Below are 15,259 nucleotides of genomic sequence, written 5' to 3'. Positions count from 1 at the left end.
GCGGCTTGACTGCGCAAATAGGCAGCCCCGTTTACCGGGGCTGCCTATTTGATTTGCGGCGGAATCCGCTGTCAAATCGCCGTCCGAACGGGCGCGATAAGGTACAGCGCGGACGCCGGGGCTTCGGCCGGCTGCAAAACCAGCGGACGCATCGGTCCCGCATAGCGAAGTCGGACCCGCTCGCAATCGAGGACGCGCAGAAGCTGGACGAGATAGGGGCCGTTGAGCGACATGGCAAACGGATCCCCCGTGGATGACTCGACGGCTACTTCGTCCTGCGCCTCTCCGATCTCCGCTTGCCGGGAAGACAGCGCCAGCTTCCCCGTTTGCCCGGCGGCCAGGCTCGCGATGCTGTCGTTCGCGAGCGCGGCGATGCGTTCCGCCGCCTCCAGCAGGCTTGCCGTTTGGACGATGGCTTCCGACAGGTAGCCCTGAGGAATGAACCGCTGAACGGACGGATAAGCGCCCTCGAGGAGCGACGTTTGGATATGCAGCCGGTCCGTCCGGACGTTCAACCGGCGGCTACCCATCGTGATCTCCGCCAGCTCCTCGTCGTCGGGCAGCATCCTCGCGATGTCATGCAAATTCCGCGCGGGGATCGTCACGGGAGGCCTTATGGCCGGATTGCCGCCATACGGCAGCGTGCGCGCGGCGAGCCGGACGCCGTCCGTCGCGACAAACCGAAGACCGGCTTCGTCCCGATCGAACCGGACGCCCGTCAAGATCGGCCGGGACTCGGAAACCGAGGCGATGCCTGCCACCTGCCGGATGACCGACTTCAAATCACAGCGGCGCATGAGGATCGCGTCGTCTGTCGCGATCTCATCGTTCCACACGGGAAACAGCTCCGCATCCATCCCGCAAAGCCGGAACTTCGCGCTGCCTGCTTCAATCGTCAATAGGCAGGACTCCCGCACCGCCAGCGTTGCCGGCTCCGATGGCAGCCTGCGCGCGATCTCGATCAAATGACGCGCGGGTACGACGATACGACCCGTCTCCCTCACGGTCTGGTCGTCATCCGGGGGAACGCGGCATTCGACGGAAAGGCTCGTATTGCTGGCTTTCAAGTGAAGCCCGTCAGCCGAAGCTTCCAAATAGATGCCGGTGAGAAGCGGATTCGGATGGTTCGGGGACACGGCCCTGGCGACATCCTGCAAGGCGCGCGCGAGCGATGCTTTGGCGATTCGTACGAACAATAGCCTCACCTGCTCTCCGGAAATCGATCAACGCGAAAAGTGAGATTCCAAAATGCGGCGAAGCGCCTCCGAGCGGGAAAGGCCGTGCTCGGCGCTATAGCTGTCCAACCGGGCCCAGAGCTCGTCCGCAAGCGTCATGGATACCTTCTTGGTCGTACCGATGCCTTTGCGGCCGGCGCCTTCCCGAAGACCGCCTCTCGCGTCCATAAACCCGAGCTGGCCTTCCTTGTTGGCGACGCGGAGCCGGAAGCCGTTCTCGCTCAAATCGCTCGTCTCCTATTTTGATTGTGGTTACTTTAATCATAATTGATCTGTTTTCATTGTAATCGATCCCGTCGACGATGGCAATGCCCAACAAGCTCGGGGCGAATTGGAAATAGAAAGATAAGTACCTTATACTGGTGTTGCGAAAAATAAATGCGGACAAGTACGAGGTACGCGATGGGCAAACTGGACGGTATGCTATCTATCTTATGGATGCTGAAAGCCAATGAAAAAATGACGGCCGAGAAAATGGCGGAAACATTGGAGATTAGCGTGCGAACCGTTTACCGATACATTGATCTTCTTAACGTAAGCGGCGTTCCGATTATTTCCGAATCCGGTCATGGAGGCGGGTTCGCGCTTCCCGGCACGTTCTCGAGTTTTCCGTTATTTTTTGACGCCACGGAACTGCAAGCCATGGTGCACGGCACTCAGCTTGCCCGGCAGGCGGAATATCCTTTTACGGAGTCGTTGGAGAGGGCGTTAAAGAAAATCGAACATCGACTCCATGAATCTCAATTGGAAGATTTGAGACGCCGCTCGTCGAATTTGCAAATCGTGGAGCCGTCCCGCAATCCCCCGCTTCAGTCGATATTGCGAGATTTAGAACAAGCAGTCGACGAAAAAACGACAGTATCGGTTGCCTATGCGAAGTCGGAACGAGGCACTCCGCAAGACCGCCTCCTCGATCCGTACGGACTTTTCTATCGGCTCAACAGATGGTACTTAGTCGCCTATTGCCATTTGCGGCTGGCCGTTAGAGTATTTCGCGCGGACCGGATTTGCGGCATATCGTTATTGGACCAAACCTTTCAGCAACCGGAACCTTTTTCGGTGAAGGATTACTTCATGCGCATGATCCGGGAGCAGGAGCCCGAGGATGATTTCATGACCGTACATTTGCAAGGGGACGAATCGATATTGGATCAGATATGCAATCAATGGTTTCTGCAATCCTACTTGGTCGAGCGCAGCGATGGAGAAGCCAGATTCGCCTTGAATCGTCATACGATGTTGAAATATATGCCGCATCTATTGCTTTCCTTCGGCAAACAGATTCATGTGCAAGAACCTTCGATTTTGAGGAAAGCGATATCCGATCTCGCTTTGGATCTGGCAAAATATTATGATGCGCCGCCACTTCCCTGACAACCTTGCTGTCAGGGAAGTTTGTATATGATGGGGGTAACTTCCTGCAAAGAGGTGTTATGAAATGAAGCTGATCCCCACCAAACTCGATTTGAGCAAAGCCGATAAAACTTATTATTCGGCGACTAATCGTCCAGCGCTCGTGCATTTGGACGCCCTTTCCTATCTTTCGATTGCGGATAAGGGAGCGCCGGATGGCCCTGTATTTGCAAATGCAACCGAAGCACTTTACACGGTAGCCTATGGAGTCAAAGGCCTTTGCAAAAAGGAAAACCAAGATTTTACGGTTCCCAAGCTGGAAGGCCTCTGGTGGGTGGAATCCGACAAATATGCGCTTGAGGTTCCGCGCGAAGAATGGCATTGGAAGCTTCTGATCCGCATGCCGGATTTCGTGAACCGCGAAAGCGTCGACAGCGCCCTGGCGAACGCCATCGCGAAGAAAAAGGATCTTGAACAGGTCCATCGGGTTGTATTCGAAACGCTCCACGAAGGCGCCTGCGTGCAAATGATGCATATCGGACCTTATCGCACGGAGCCTGATACCATCGAGAAAATCCATTCGTTTATGAAGCAGCATTCATTCGTCCAAAACGGTCTGCATCACGAAATTTACTTGTCCGACCCGCGCAAGGTCGATCCTTCTTCCATGAAGACCATTCTTCGATTCCCGGTGAAGCAACAGAAATAAAACCACGCAAAAAGCAGAAGAACATGGATGAACACCATGTTCTTCTGCTTGTTAAACCGGGTTATTGTCCGACTAGCAGGCTGGCCATCTCTGGCGGATCATTAAAACTTACGTTTATGATAAGGGAGACCTTCCCCCTCTTCACAGTAGGTTTTGAGACTATAAAGGAAAATAGCCCAGTTGTAGTTGCAAGAGCGAAAAAATGGCGTTACTTCTCTCCAGTTCATATGACGTAAAGTAATAAAAGACTTCCCGTTCTTTGCTTCAATATCAAAGGAAATAATCGTACCAATCCATTCCGGATCTGAATCAATACACTGCCACATGACTTTTTTATTCGTGATCAATTCCTCTACTCTCATCTTGGTTATGTCATTGCTACCGAATCGAAATTCATTAATAAAGCCAATTTGATTATTGATAATGAGTTCATTGGTCCATATTTCCGACAGTCCCTCAGCGGTGGTTAACGTTTCATACACCTTCGACGCTGGAACATTTACGGTTTGCAAGTGCTCGATATTTGCCATGCCTTACCCCTCTCTATACCTTGGATACTGTTATTAGCAGTTGATATTTACCTGTCTGCAATCATTTATTTTTATGCCAATGATAACATGTTAGGAATATAATCGTTTCTTGTGGATTGCTATGTCGGCCATTACAGCTTTCCTATTCCGTTCATCTGTTGTTTGAGAAAACGATTTGTGAAATTGGCTCCGCTAGAAAAACTTTAGTATTTTCCTGCAACCCGCATGTTCCCCAAAACAAATCAAGGCCATCCCCGCCGGGGATGGCCTTGCTCGCCTTCTCTAAGGAATGCTCTCTCTTGCCGCCTCTACATGAACCGGCGGCCTTAAAGCGCTGCGCTGGCCTGGCTCACCCACGCGGAGAGCTGCGCCGGATCGACCGACTGGCCCTGGCGGAGTTTGATCGTCTTGCGCTCTGGCGGGCCGTCGAATTGACCTTCCGGGAGCTCGAGCCCCGCGGCGTTGAAGATCGTGAAGCTGACCGCGTCCTTCGACGTGGAGATCACGGCGGCATACTTGCCGTTTTTGAGAAAATGCGGCTTTTTGTACTGAAGGCGCTCCTGCACCTCCGGGATCGCCTGATGGACGACGTCCCGCAGCTGCGTGCAGAGCTCGGCCTGCCACGGCTCTTTGACTTCCCGGATAAATTCGACGACTTCTTGGCTCATGACGACTGCTCCTTTATTCCGTTAGAGTGAATACCGTATGTCCATCAATCTTGCTGGGCGATCTGCCACCGGATCCCGAACTTGTCCACGACTTCGCCGTAGTACGCGCCCCACACCTGCTTCTCGAACGGATACTTCTGCGTGCCGCCTTCTCCGAGGTTGGCATTCGCTTGGCGAGCCGCCTCGACGTCGCCGAAGGTCAGTCCGAACGCGATGCTGCCCTCCGAACCGGTCGGCCCGAAGGCGTCGGACAGGAACAACATGTTGCCGCCCGCAACCGACAGCACCATATGCATCACTTTGTCCGACATCTCGGCGGGGGAGCCGGGGTTCTGGCCATGCGTTACTAGAGAAAGAATCTCGCCGCCCAAGGCTTGGATATAGAAGTCTGCTTGGGCTCTGGCGTCTTGCGAGGCGATATACGGGGTCAACTTGGCGTTCATGTTCAAATCATCCTTCCCAGGGAATTGGTTGGCGGCGTACGGAGCGAATGTTCCTCCGCATTTCGGCCTCTATGAACACGACGAACAAGATGGCGATAGATCGACACGACCCGCAAAACTTTTTTCAAAAAGATTTGAAGCGATCGAATTTACCTCTGATCCTCGTCCTGTTCCGGCGCCGCGGCGTTTTCCTCCGCCCGCTTCAGCAGCAGCGCGCGCTCCCGCGCGTTGCCCGTCATGGCGGCGGCCCGCTTGAACTCTTCGCACGCCTCCGCCTTGCGGCCGAGCTTGGCCAGCAAGTCGCCGCGCACGCTCGGCAGCAGATGGTACGCCTTCAGGGTAGGCTCCGCCATCAGGGCGTCGACGATCTCGAGGCCGACCGCCGGCCCGAACGCCATCGAGAGCGACACCGCCCGGTTCAGCTCGACCACGGGCGAGGGCGCCACCATCGCCAATGCTTCGTACAACGCCGCGATCCGCACCCAGTCGGTCTCCTCGGGCGTACGGGCCCTGGCATGGCAGGCGGAGATGGACGCCTGCAGCGCGTAAGGGCCTAGCGGGCTGCCGGTCTCTTCGGCCCGGCGAAGAGCCGCAAGCCCGCGGCGGATGAGCAGTTGATCCCACAGCGTCCGATTCTGGTCCATGAGCAGAATCGGCTCTCCGGACGACGTGACCCTTGTAGCCAAACGTGATGCCTGGATCTCCATCAGGGCGACCAGGCCGTGCACCTCCGACTCCTGCGGAGCGATCTCGGCGAGGATCCGCCCGAGCCGGAGCGCCTCCATGCAGAGCACGGGCCGGGTCCAGTGCTCGCCGCCCGTCGCCGCGTAGCCTTCGTTGAACATGAGATAGACGACCTCGAGGACCGAGGCGAGGCGGGGCCTAAGCTCGGCCCCCTCGGGCACCTCGAATGGCACGCGTGCCGCCGACAGCGTCTTCTTGGCCCGGACGATCCGCTGCGCGACGGTCGGCTCGGGAACGAGATACGCGTGCGCGATCTCCTCGGTCGTGAGTCCGCCGAGCAGCCGCAGCGTCAGCGCCACCCGCGCCTCGGTCGACAAGACCGGGTGGCACGTCGTGAAGATCAGGCGCAGCAGATCGTCCGCGACCTCGCCGTCGAGCCCGGCGCCGAATTCCTCCTCGTGCCGGTCGCTTGTCGTCCGGCCGAGCTCTTCGTACTTGCGGCCGAGCGTCTGGTTGCGCCGGAGCAGATCGAGCGCGCGGCGCTTGGCCGTCGCCATGAGCCAGGCCCCGGGATTGTCGGGGATGCCCGTCCCCGGCCATTTCTCGAGCGCGATGACGAGCGCGTCCTGCGCCAGGTCTTCCGCCACGCCGATGTCCCGCACCATCCGGGCGAGCGCCGCGATGATCTTGGCCGATTCGATCCGCCAGATGGCGTCGATCGTCCGATGGGTCGACTCCGTTCTCACGGCTGCTTCGTTGGCGCCTGCTGTCGCATCAATGCATGCAGCGCCTGGGATTCAGCGTCGGGAGTCAGCTCGGGCGGCTCGATCACCTGGCGGAGCTCGATGACGCCTTCGCCGAAGCCGTGCGGGTCCGGCATCCGCTTGGCCCACTCGATCGCTTCCTCCCGCGACTTGACCTCGATGAGGGTGAAGCCCGCGATGAGCTCCTTCGTCTCCGTAAAAGGGCCGTCGACGATTTTGGCCTTGCCGCCCGCCTCCGGATAGGAGATGCGGATCGCGCCCGCGCTCGAATGCAGTCCTTCGGCGGCCAGCAGCACGCCGGCTTTCATCAACTCCTCGTTGTACTTCATCATCGCGTCGACGAGCTCCTGGCTCGGCATGACCCCGGCTTCCGAATCTTGCGTGGCTTTGACGATCATCATGAATCTCATCGGGAATTTCCTCCTTGGAATGGGGCGGTAAGTGCGCTTCTACTTGAACGACGAACGGCGGGGCCCGGAATCGACAGATTTCCAATGCCGGCATCCGCTTTCACTTCCCGGTCGTTCTAAGCTTGAGGCAAAAACGAAACGTAGGCTCCTTGCTTTTCATATTATGCTAGTGTTGTCCTCTAGTAAACTCGTTCGTTAAGGAGAGATTTGCATCTACGAAAGTCGCGCCGGTCACGGATTCGGACGCAGGGCCGGGGAGCCTTCGCTCCGTCCCCTCGCGGAGAAGGACGCCGCAGCTGCCAGCAAGGCCGCGAAAACGACGATTCCGCCGATCCATCCGACATGCCCAACCGCGAGCCGTTCGGTGACGACGCCTCCGGCGGCGGCGCCGAGCGCAATGCCGAATTGGAAGACGGACGTATTCACGCTGACCGCGATGCCCGCCGATTCCGGCACGAGGGAAATGAGGTCGTACTGGATCGCGGGAACCGTGGCCCATGCCGAGATGCCCCACACGACGATCAGGACGACGGCGCCGGGCAGCGTCGTGGCCAACAAGGGGGAGAGCAGCAGAACGACGGCATGAACGGCCAGCACTCCGAGCAGCAGCTTTTTCGCGCCCCATTTGTCCGTTCCGTACCCGCCGAATCGCGAGCCCAGCATCCCGCAGATCCCCATCAAAAGGAGGAGCCAGCTCACCGTCTTCAAATCCAGGCGCGCGAGCTGCTGAAGATAGGGGGCGAGAAAGGTATAGCAGATCGAGTAGCCGAAGACGCAGAGGAATGTAATCGCCAATCCGCCGAGCACCTTGCCCTGCTTCATCATGGCCGCCTGCGCGCGCAAAGGGACTGCCGCTTCGCCCGGCATGCGGGGGAGCAGCTTGACCATCAGCAGCGCGATGACGGCGTTGGCGACGGCCAGCAGCCCGAAGATCGACTCCCATCCCCAATGTCCGGCGATGTAGATTCCCAAGGGAACGCCGATCACCAGCGAGCCGCTGAACCCGACGTGCACGCTGCCGATGGCGCTGCCCCGCTTCTCGGGCGCGGACAGATTCGCCGCCGTCGTGAACGCGATCACGGTGAATACGCCGGCCGTGACGCCAAGGATGACGCGGGACAGCATCAGGGGGACGATGTCCCGGCTCAGCCACGCCAGGAGGTTGCCCGCGATCGAGAAGAAAAGCGTGGCGAGCATCAGCCGCTTGCGGTTCATGCCGGACGTCAGCGAAATGACGATCGGCGATCCCGCCGCAAAGGCGATCGAGAACACGGTCACCAATTGGCCCGACATCCCTCTGGAGACGCGCAGGTCGGATGCGATCAAATCGACGACTCCGACGACGACCAGCTCCGCCGTACCCGCCAAAAAAGCCCCGAGCGCCAGCAAGAAGATCAAGATTCGATTATTCATGGAAATCCCCTCCCTTTGCGTTTAGAAAATCAATCACGAGCCTGTAAAACCGGTCCGGCTCCTCGAAGCTGGGCGCATGGCCGGAATGCCGCATCTCCACGAACGTGGCGTCCGGAATGCCATCCGCGATCTCCGTGCCGCAGGCGGGCGGGTTCAACCCGTCGTACTTGCCGCTCAGAACGAGCGTCGGCGCTTGGATCCGGGGCAGCGCCGGGCGAAGGTCGAAGCCTTCGAACGCCCGGTTGGCCGCCTCCGTCTGCTCGGCCGTCAAGGCCGGCTCCGGCACCATCAGCGTCTGCAGCTGCGCGGGCTGCATGTTGTCCAGGAAACCGGGGGCGAACACGCGGTCGATGAAATAAGCCGCCTTCTCCTTCTCTCCGAGCTTCGCCATAGCGGCGGCATGCCGCTCGAAAAACAGCTGCGTGGACGATTTGGCGCCGTACGCCCGGGCAACGACGAGAACCAGCCGCTTCACCCGGTCCGGCTCGGCTGCGGCCAAGCCCTGCGCGATATAGCTGCCGCCCGACACCCCCAACACGGCTGCGCGCGCCATTCCCAGCTCATCCATCAGCGCCAAGGCGTCCCGGATATGGTCCTCCAGCGTATAGGACGCGGGCTTCTCCGAAAGGCCGTGCCCTCGGCAATCGTACGCGATCGTCTTGTAGAAGGAAGACAGGCGCTTCATCGTTTGACGCATCTGCGTCGTATTGCCGCCCAGACCGTGGATCAGCAGAACCGGCTCTCCTTCGCCCTCGATTTCCACATAAAGCTCCACATCGTTCACCATGAGATAAGGCATCGCGAACCCCTCCTCCTTTGATAAGCCGATCATAGGGGGAAAAGGACTGCCGCGATCACTCATTTCGATGCCAAACGGTGCCAATTGGGCCCAAAACGCAAAAAAGACGCCAATCCGCGATTGGCGTACAGCTTGAAATTCATTGTCGTGCGAGTAAGGGCAAGCTGGCGGAAAGGATGCCGAGGTGATCGGCCTCGACCAGATGCCGCTCGCCGCGAATCGCGAAGACGCTCGCGACCGTCACGTCCCCGTCTCCCCCGTCGGTGTTCACGACCGCCCAGACATGAGGCTCGACAGCCGCTTCCGCAGCCTGACGAAGGTACCGGGGTGTGCCGCGCCCGACGCCGGCCACGAGCGTGACCCGGATTTGCCTTCGTTCGATCAGGTCCCGCTCTCGGTTCAAATCGTCCAGAAAGGCGTTCCGAACTTTCATTTCGGTCTGGGGGACTAGCCTCCAGTCCTCTCTCCCGCGGACGATGAGATAGTCCCCGTAGCCTCTCGCCGGCACGATGTCGAGCAGGCTCGGAAAATACGCCCGGACCGCCTGCAACGGATCCTGCGGCGAAAGGCGGCCCAGATCGGCCAAGAATCGCTGCATGGCTTGCGAAACCCCGCTGACCGGCGCGCCCGGCGGCGTTTGCAGCGCCGCCCCCGTCCAGTAGGCGTAGTTGGCCGGCGAGCCGGCGTTAGGCGTACCCAAGGCGATGAGCCGCTCCACATCGTCCTGATAATACTCGCTCTGCGCATACGCCCGGGCCAGCAGACCGCCCATGCTGTGCCCCAGCAGAATGACGCGGCTCGCCCCCGTCCTTCGCTTGGCCTCTTGGACGACCGGATACAAATACTGCCGCGCCGCGTACGGGACCGGTTCCCGCCAGTCGTAAAAGGCGATAAACAACTCGGCCTCGCGCCGGTAGCCCATCGCCTCCAGTTGCCGGACGAAAGGCTCGTAATACGCGCCCGCCGGCCCAAAGCCCCATGGCCCGGTACCCGGCACGATCGCGTCGCTCGTGGATCCGAACACGCCCGGGATGAGGACGAGCGGAGCGCGGGAATGGCGAGAGGAGATCATCGGCTCACCGCCTTGCGTTCTTGTCGAGCCTGCCGCCGCTCTCCACCGCCGCGTGTAGGCTCTCCCCTCACCCTATGCCGCATTTTCGTTCCTATGACTGACGGCGCGCGATTTCCCTTTTTCCGGAAAACGGTTACAATGAGAGCAGCAGCGGAAGCCGGCCGCGAGGCCCCTTCCGAATCGAATGGAGGAGAAACGGATGGACAAGCCGGTCGTCGGCCAGATCGACTGTATCTACCTGCCTGCCAGGAACAAAGAAGAAACGATCCGTTGGTATCAGGAAATGCTCGGCCTGCGCTGGACAGGCGTCAGCTTTGACCTGGGGGGCGGGCCCGAAATCATGCTTGTCACGCCAAAACGCGAGGAAGACGCCACGCTGACCTACAAGACCGACGACTGGGAAGGCGAGGACTACGACATGCACCTGCTGACTTTCAAATCCGACGACATCGAACGCACGCATGCGCACCTGAAAGCGCAGGGCGTCAGTGTCTCCGAGATCAAACTGTACGACGGCAACCGCAAAAATTTCCGTTTCTACGACCTGAACGGCAACCGGCTGGACGTCTGGTCCGGTTGGCTCTAGATCTCGGCCTCGTCTCGCTGTTCCGCCTTGATTCGGTCCGCCGAGACCAGCCGACGGCTCAGGCCGAACAGCGCGAGCGCAAGCAGCTCCCATGCGCGCCATAGTAACCCAGCCCGCCGACGAAGACGTATTCGACCATCAATAGGTGTTATGCATAATTACATTCAAAAGAACGTTGCACAGAATCATTCCGCGCAACGTTCTTTATTTTAATTGCCGACGTTAGAGACAAAATTCGCCGAGCCGTTATTCGTATACATGAATCCTGTCTTGCCTGCATTTCCGGCGGCGAGGCCGTCTGTTACCCCCGAATCGACGACGACATCCTTGACGCCGCTCTGTACAGTGAAAGCGGAGCCGGAAAGCGGGCCGATTTTGCTGAATGCGGAGGCGAGCACGTTTACGGTGCCCCCGCTAATGCGGACCCCGCCGTTGCTGCCTGCGGCATCGGCGGCAATATGATTCTGCTGAATCGTTACGTTGCCGTTCTGTACGACAAGCCCGTTGGATGGCGAACAATTGTAGCAATAGAACTGGGCATTTTGCAGCGTAATGGACGCGCTGGGGGACACTGTGGATCGAATGCGTCCCGTCGTGCCGCCGAACGTGTTGAACGTTCCGCCTAGCAATGTCAGCCCTCCGCTGCCTATGCTTTCGATATCGAGGGGAGTAACCGACTCGGCGCCGAAGCCGTAAATCGAGCCCTCGAACGAGCCCGTCCCTTGGGGGTACAGATGAAGGCCGATGTTGCCCCTATATACGAATGAGTGAAACAGGGTTTCGTTTGTCGTTTTGCCGATGTCGAAGCCGATTAGGTTGCTGTCTTGGTAGCCGAACAACGTGCCGACGCGCGTGTTGTAGTCGATCGTTGTAAAGTCGCCCATGCCAAGCAGATAAGAGCCCCAGCTTGCAAAATAGAACGTAGGATTGAAATGCGCGTTCAGGATGCGCCCCACGCTCGATGAGTTGCCGATTGCGATGCCCGTTTTCAGCGCCGCTCCGTTAACATGGTCAATGTAGTGCCCGCCGCTGGCATTCGAGCTAAAGTCCAACCCGCGAAACGTATTCGGCAGCGTAACGTTGATGGCCCACGCACCCGTCGATGCAGCGCGAATCGTCCATGGATAAGCTTTAACAGCACTCGTAGAGGTTAGGTCTTGATCCGGGTAGACAACGGTAACCCCCCTGATTCCGGCATTCTGCTGAAGGGTTACGAACGGCGTCGCGTTCTCGTTGCCGGCGTTCGCGGTCGTATACAGCACAGAGCCTGCCGCGGTCGTATGGTGCGGAATTTCAAAAACGCCCCGAAGCTCGACCCCGGAAGGAACATTCAACTGCCCGGCCAAATAATAGGCCCCGGGCGGCACATAGACGATGCCTCCTCCGGCGGCGCTTACGGTATTCAACGCGGATTGGAACGCAGCCGTGTTGTCGAATCCGGTGAATGTATCCGTTGCTGCCGCGTTGTAAGGCGCGTCCGTCACGACAGCAAACGCGCTTCCTGTCGCGTTAGGTGCCGAGCCGAGGTCGGGATCAGACGGCACCGGCTTGAAAGGTCTGGCCGTATGATCGACGACGATATTCGGATTGGATAATTGAGCGTTCGTGATTTGCGGCGTCCCGGTAAACGTATTGCTCAAGACCGCGGCGGCTGACACCCCGGAGCCGATGTTTACCGCGGGTTGCGATTTGCCGAAAGAGTTATTTTCAAGCTGGAGCGTGCCTCCCCCAGCCGTAACAGCATAGTTCGAGGCCCCGTTAGCCCAATCGGCAAAGCTGGAGTTGATAATGGAAAGCATTCCAGTACTTCCCGATGCGATTCGAGCCTGCTGGGAAGCGCTGCCGTTGAAGGTACAGCCGTTAAACTGGACGATGCTGTCATGCGTCGCGGCCACTTCGATGCCCGTCGGGTCGGTACCGGAGGTAGCGCTAATCGAGCATTTGGCAAACATGACGCCCGCATAGTTGACGTCATTGACGACGATGCCTTTGTTGGCTCCCGTGATGCTAATCTTGGTCATGATCGCTTGTGCTGCCTTGACAGGACCGCTCGCTGTGCCGTCTTCATTCAGAACGATTCCGTTCCCGTAATTGACAATCCCGATGTTATAGACGTTCTCCCAGTCGGTTCGCATGAAGGTCATCCCCGTCGCCCCGGCGAGAGCGGTGTTCAAGGCTCCCGCGTTGACCGTTGGCGCACTGACGGCAGCGGCGTAGCCGATCCAATACTTCGGGTCGAAAAATACGTTTTGGATTCTGCCGACGTCCGTCGTGTGGTTAATTGATATCCCTAGGTGAAGTGGCGTCCCGTATACGTTTTTGAGCACATGCATTTGGTCGCCGTTCGGGCTTCCTTGAATGGCATCGTAAGCATTGACGAGCGTCGTATTCTGAACGTTCGCATAGGCGAAATTGTTGTCTTGCAGACGAATCGTCGGCGGATAAGCTACGATCGCGGAAGGGTCGGTCTGCTCAGGATAATAGATCGTCATTCCCTTTACCGCGGCGCTCGGACCGACGGTAAGGAACGGAGCCGCCGACGGATTGCCGCGTCCGGAATAGGCGTGCAATATCGTTCCACTTCCCAAGCCTCCCATGCTGTCGGGGTTTTTCCAGTCGCCCTGCAGCACGACCGATTTCGGAATCGTGAGCTGTCCCATAATTTTGTAAGTTCCGGCGGGAACCCACACGACGCCTCCCCCGGCGCGCGAAGCCGCGCTTAGCGCCTGTTTGAAGGCGATCGTATCATCCATGAGGCCGTCGCCGGCGGCATTGAAATCCTTAACGTTAAAACCGGAGATGATGGCCGAATCCGAAGAGTCTGCATTCGTCGGCGTCACTTTCTGCGGATGAAAGGCAGTGAAAGAAGGGTTCTTGATCTCCTTTGAGGACGAGGATTGAATAGCGTTAGATGACGTCAGTTCCATCGCCGGGGTTGAACTTTGATCGCCGCGAAAAATTACCGCTTTTAGAGTAGATCCGTTCGTTACGACCATATTCGCGTAATAGCTTCCGTATGGCTGGCCGTTCGTATCGTTTTCGCCGGCAATCAACCATTGCGTTGAGCTTTGACCCACGAGCGAAGAAGGAATGTCCATTTTACGGTGGTACCATGCTCCGTAAGCATATGGACTCAAATCGGAGGCGGGGTGTCCGCTGATACCGTTCTGATCGGACCAGCCCGCATCTCTCGCGCAGGAACTTCCGGCACAGACATCGAGGCCGCCCGCGCCGTTCACCCGATCCGCAAGCATAACGTCGTATTCGACGGAATCGCCGCTCGCGAACGTATAGGCGGTATTCGAAAAGCTATAGTAGGCAAACTTGTTGCTTCCCGAAGAAGCATTGTTGACTTTTAAATAAAGCGCTTTCGGAAACAGTCCCGATAAGGAAACGCTTGTCACGCCGCTCTCGCTGCTGATCGCGTTAAAAAAAGGATTGCCGTTGTTCGCGCGATCGCCGTTCTGATAGCCCCACACAAGCGTTTTTCCGCTACGTACGACGCGAAGATTATCGTATAAGGAACTGTACGAAATGCCCGGCGTCGTATTTTCCCCCGCCACGATCCAGTAGTCGAGCGACTTGCCGACCATGGAAGGCGGGACAGCCAACTTCCGGTGATACCAGTTATTGTAAGCGTACCCGGAAATATCGTTGGCAGGATGCCCGTCAATGTTGTTTTGGTCTTTCCATCCCGAGGCATTCCGGAAGTACAAGCCGTCTTGCGTCCGTAGATCGATGCCTCCGGCATTGTCTCGGTGATCCAGCAATTTGACGTCGTATTCAATGACGTCGCCCGATTGGAAGACGAAACCTCGGCCGCCTTCCGATATTTTGCGATACGAAAGCTTGGCTCCGATCCCCGAAGCATTGGTCACCGTGAATCTCAGCGCGTGGCCTGCAGGTTGTTGAAAGTCCGGTGTATCCTGGATCGATACCGTTGTCAAGGAACCCGATGCGCCGGAAGGAGGGAACGTTGCCGAGTTGACGGTCGGTGCCCCGTTCTGATAAACGTTTAGACGAACGGGATTTGAATATCCGGTATTCACAACTTGGATGTTGTCGTAAAGCGCGGTATACGTGAGTCCCGATTGATCGTTCTCACCGGCAATCATCCAATTCGAGATATGAAGACCCGGATTTAATACGAGCGTACGATGATACCATTGGTCATAGGCTTGTCCGGTCAAATCGGCAGCCGGATGCGCGCCGGCATTGCTGGAATCGACAGGATTGCTATCGCGAAAATATTTGCTTACGCCTGCGCTTGGCGAGGTGAAATAAAAATCCAAACCACCTGCCCCGCTTACAGCGTCCGGCAAGTAGACGTCGTACTCCAACCTGTCTCCGGGCTGGGTCGTATAGCTCGCCGTCGAAATCGTCTGGTAGACGTAACGATTCGCCGTAGCCGATGCGTCATTTGTTACCGTAAATTTCAATGCCGTGTTTCCCGTACTCATAGCCGAAGCGATATTCGCTCCGTCGAAACCGGGCGCGATGGACATCACGTTCAACGTTACAGCCAGAACCATGATCATCGCCAATGTTTTCCAAATATTTCCTGAAATCAGCTTGTTTTTTTTCAATCCGCTT

Annotated in this window: 14 protein-coding genes; 3 read left to right on the top strand and 11 right to left on the bottom strand. The window is 57.8% G+C overall.

Features of this window, described 5'->3' with window-relative positions:
• Positions 1-71: 71 nt before the first annotated feature.
• Positions 72-1,196, bottom strand: a complete 1,125-nt coding sequence (gene dnaN / locus LKX83_RS06075) for a DNA polymerase III subunit beta (RefSeq protein ID WP_227881276.1) — start codon at positions 1,194-1,196, stop codon at positions 72-74.
• Positions 1,197-1,223: 27 nt separating this feature from the next.
• On the bottom strand, positions 1,224-1,460 hold the full coding sequence (locus tag LKX83_RS06070; RefSeq protein ID WP_227881275.1) for a hypothetical protein: 237 nt from the start codon (positions 1,458-1,460) through the stop codon (positions 1,224-1,226).
• Positions 1,461-1,637: 177 nt separating this feature from the next.
• Between LKX83_RS06070 and LKX83_RS06065 the strand changes: the two genes are divergently transcribed.
• On the top strand, positions 1,638-2,609 hold the full coding sequence (locus LKX83_RS06065; protein WP_227881274.1) for a helix-turn-helix transcriptional regulator: 972 nt from the start codon (positions 1,638-1,640) through the stop codon (positions 2,607-2,609).
• Positions 2,610-2,673: 64 nt separating this feature from the next.
• Positions 2,674-3,297: a GyrI-like domain-containing protein gene (locus LKX83_RS06060; protein WP_227881273.1), complete on the top strand. Its 624-nt coding sequence runs from the start codon at positions 2,674-2,676 to the stop codon at positions 3,295-3,297.
• 101 nt (positions 3,298-3,398) lie between these two features.
• Here LKX83_RS06060 and LKX83_RS06055 read toward each other — a convergent pair whose 3' ends face one another.
• The 8 genes from LKX83_RS06055 to LKX83_RS06020 all read right to left on the bottom strand — a co-directional run bounded on the left by LKX83_RS06055 (position 3,399) and on the right by LKX83_RS06020 (position 10,080).
• A complete protein-coding gene (locus tag LKX83_RS06055; protein ID WP_227881272.1) occupies positions 3,399-3,827 on the bottom strand; it encodes an SRPBCC family protein in 429 nt (142 codons plus the stop codon).
• 326 nt (positions 3,828-4,153) lie between these two features.
• Positions 4,154-4,495 (bottom strand): DUF1801 domain-containing protein, encoded by a 342-nt coding sequence (locus LKX83_RS06050; RefSeq protein WP_227881271.1) that lies wholly within the window; start codon positions 4,493-4,495, stop codon positions 4,154-4,156.
• Positions 4,496-4,539: 44 nt separating this feature from the next.
• Positions 4,540-4,938, bottom strand: a complete 399-nt coding sequence (locus tag LKX83_RS06045; protein WP_227881270.1) for a VOC family protein — start codon at positions 4,936-4,938, stop codon at positions 4,540-4,542.
• 149 nt (positions 4,939-5,087) lie between these two features.
• Entirely contained in the window at positions 5,088-6,368 is a 1,281-nt protein-coding gene (locus LKX83_RS06040; protein ID WP_227881269.1) for an RNA polymerase sigma factor, read from the bottom strand.
• Positions 6,365-6,796, bottom strand: coding sequence for a YciI family protein (locus tag LKX83_RS06035; RefSeq protein WP_227881268.1), 432 nt, complete (start codon positions 6,794-6,796; stop codon positions 6,365-6,367). The genes LKX83_RS06040 and LKX83_RS06035 overlap by 4 nt, the downstream gene beginning before the upstream one ends.
• A 231-nt stretch (positions 6,797-7,027) precedes the next feature.
• The gene (locus LKX83_RS06030; RefSeq protein WP_227881267.1) at positions 7,028-8,209 is read right to left on the bottom strand and encodes an MFS transporter; all 1,182 of its coding nucleotides are present in this window, start codon (positions 8,207-8,209) and stop codon (positions 7,028-7,030) included.
• Entirely contained in the window at positions 8,202-9,008 is an 807-nt protein-coding gene (locus LKX83_RS06025; protein WP_227881266.1) for an alpha/beta fold hydrolase, read from the bottom strand. The genes LKX83_RS06030 and LKX83_RS06025 overlap by 8 nt, the downstream gene beginning before the upstream one ends.
• A 139-nt stretch (positions 9,009-9,147) precedes the next feature.
• Entirely contained in the window at positions 9,148-10,080 is a 933-nt protein-coding gene (locus LKX83_RS06020) for an esterase/lipase family protein (RefSeq protein WP_227881265.1), read from the bottom strand.
• Positions 10,081-10,279: 199 nt separating this feature from the next.
• Between LKX83_RS06020 and LKX83_RS06015 the strand changes: the two genes are divergently transcribed.
• The gene (locus LKX83_RS06015; protein ID WP_227881264.1) at positions 10,280-10,666 is read left to right on the top strand and encodes a VOC family protein; all 387 of its coding nucleotides are present in this window, start codon (positions 10,280-10,282) and stop codon (positions 10,664-10,666) included.
• Positions 10,667-10,875: 209 nt separating this feature from the next.
• On the opposite strand, the gene LKX83_RS06010 is transcribed toward LKX83_RS06015, so the two are convergent.
• Positions 10,876-15,252, bottom strand: coding sequence for a glycosyl hydrolase family 28-related protein (locus LKX83_RS06010; RefSeq protein WP_227881263.1), 4,377 nt, complete (start codon positions 15,250-15,252; stop codon positions 10,876-10,878).
• Positions 15,253-15,259: the final 7 nt, after the last annotated feature.

The sequence above is a fragment of the Cohnella baijiui genome (assembly GCF_020731285.1).
Lineage (GTDB): Bacteria > Bacillota > Bacilli > Paenibacillales > Paenibacillaceae > Cohnella.
This window is presented reverse-complemented; position numbering and strand designations above follow the sequence as displayed.

Coding starts and splice junctions, on each gene's coding strand:
- LKX83_RS06065 (WP_227881274.1), top strand. CDS start 1,638: ATGGGCAAACTGGACGGTATGCTATCTATCTTATGGATGCTGAAAGCC.
- LKX83_RS06060 (WP_227881273.1), top strand. CDS start 2,674: ATGAAGCTGATCCCCACCAAACTCGATTTGAGCAAAGCCGATAAAACT.
- LKX83_RS06055 (WP_227881272.1), bottom strand. CDS start 3,827: ATGGCAAATATCGAGCACTTGCAAACCGTAAATGTTCCAGCGTCGAAG.
- LKX83_RS06050 (WP_227881271.1), bottom strand. CDS start 4,495: ATGAGCCAAGAAGTCGTCGAATTTATCCGGGAAGTCAAAGAGCCGTGG.
- LKX83_RS06045 (WP_227881270.1), bottom strand. CDS start 4,938: ATGAACGCCAAGTTGACCCCGTATATCGCCTCGCAAGACGCCAGAGCC.
- LKX83_RS06035 (WP_227881268.1), bottom strand. CDS start 6,796: ATGAGATTCATGATGATCGTCAAAGCCACGCAAGATTCGGAAGCCGGG.
- LKX83_RS06030 (WP_227881267.1), bottom strand. CDS start 8,209: ATGAATAATCGAATCTTGATCTTCTTGCTGGCGCTCGGGGCTTTTTTG.
- LKX83_RS06025 (WP_227881266.1), bottom strand. CDS start 9,008: ATGCCTTATCTCATGGTGAACGATGTGGAGCTTTATGTGGAAATCGAG.
- LKX83_RS06020 (WP_227881265.1), bottom strand. CDS start 10,080: ATGATCTCCTCTCGCCATTCCCGCGCTCCGCTCGTCCTCATCCCGGGC.
- LKX83_RS06015 (WP_227881264.1), top strand. CDS start 10,280: ATGGACAAGCCGGTCGTCGGCCAGATCGACTGTATCTACCTGCCTGCC.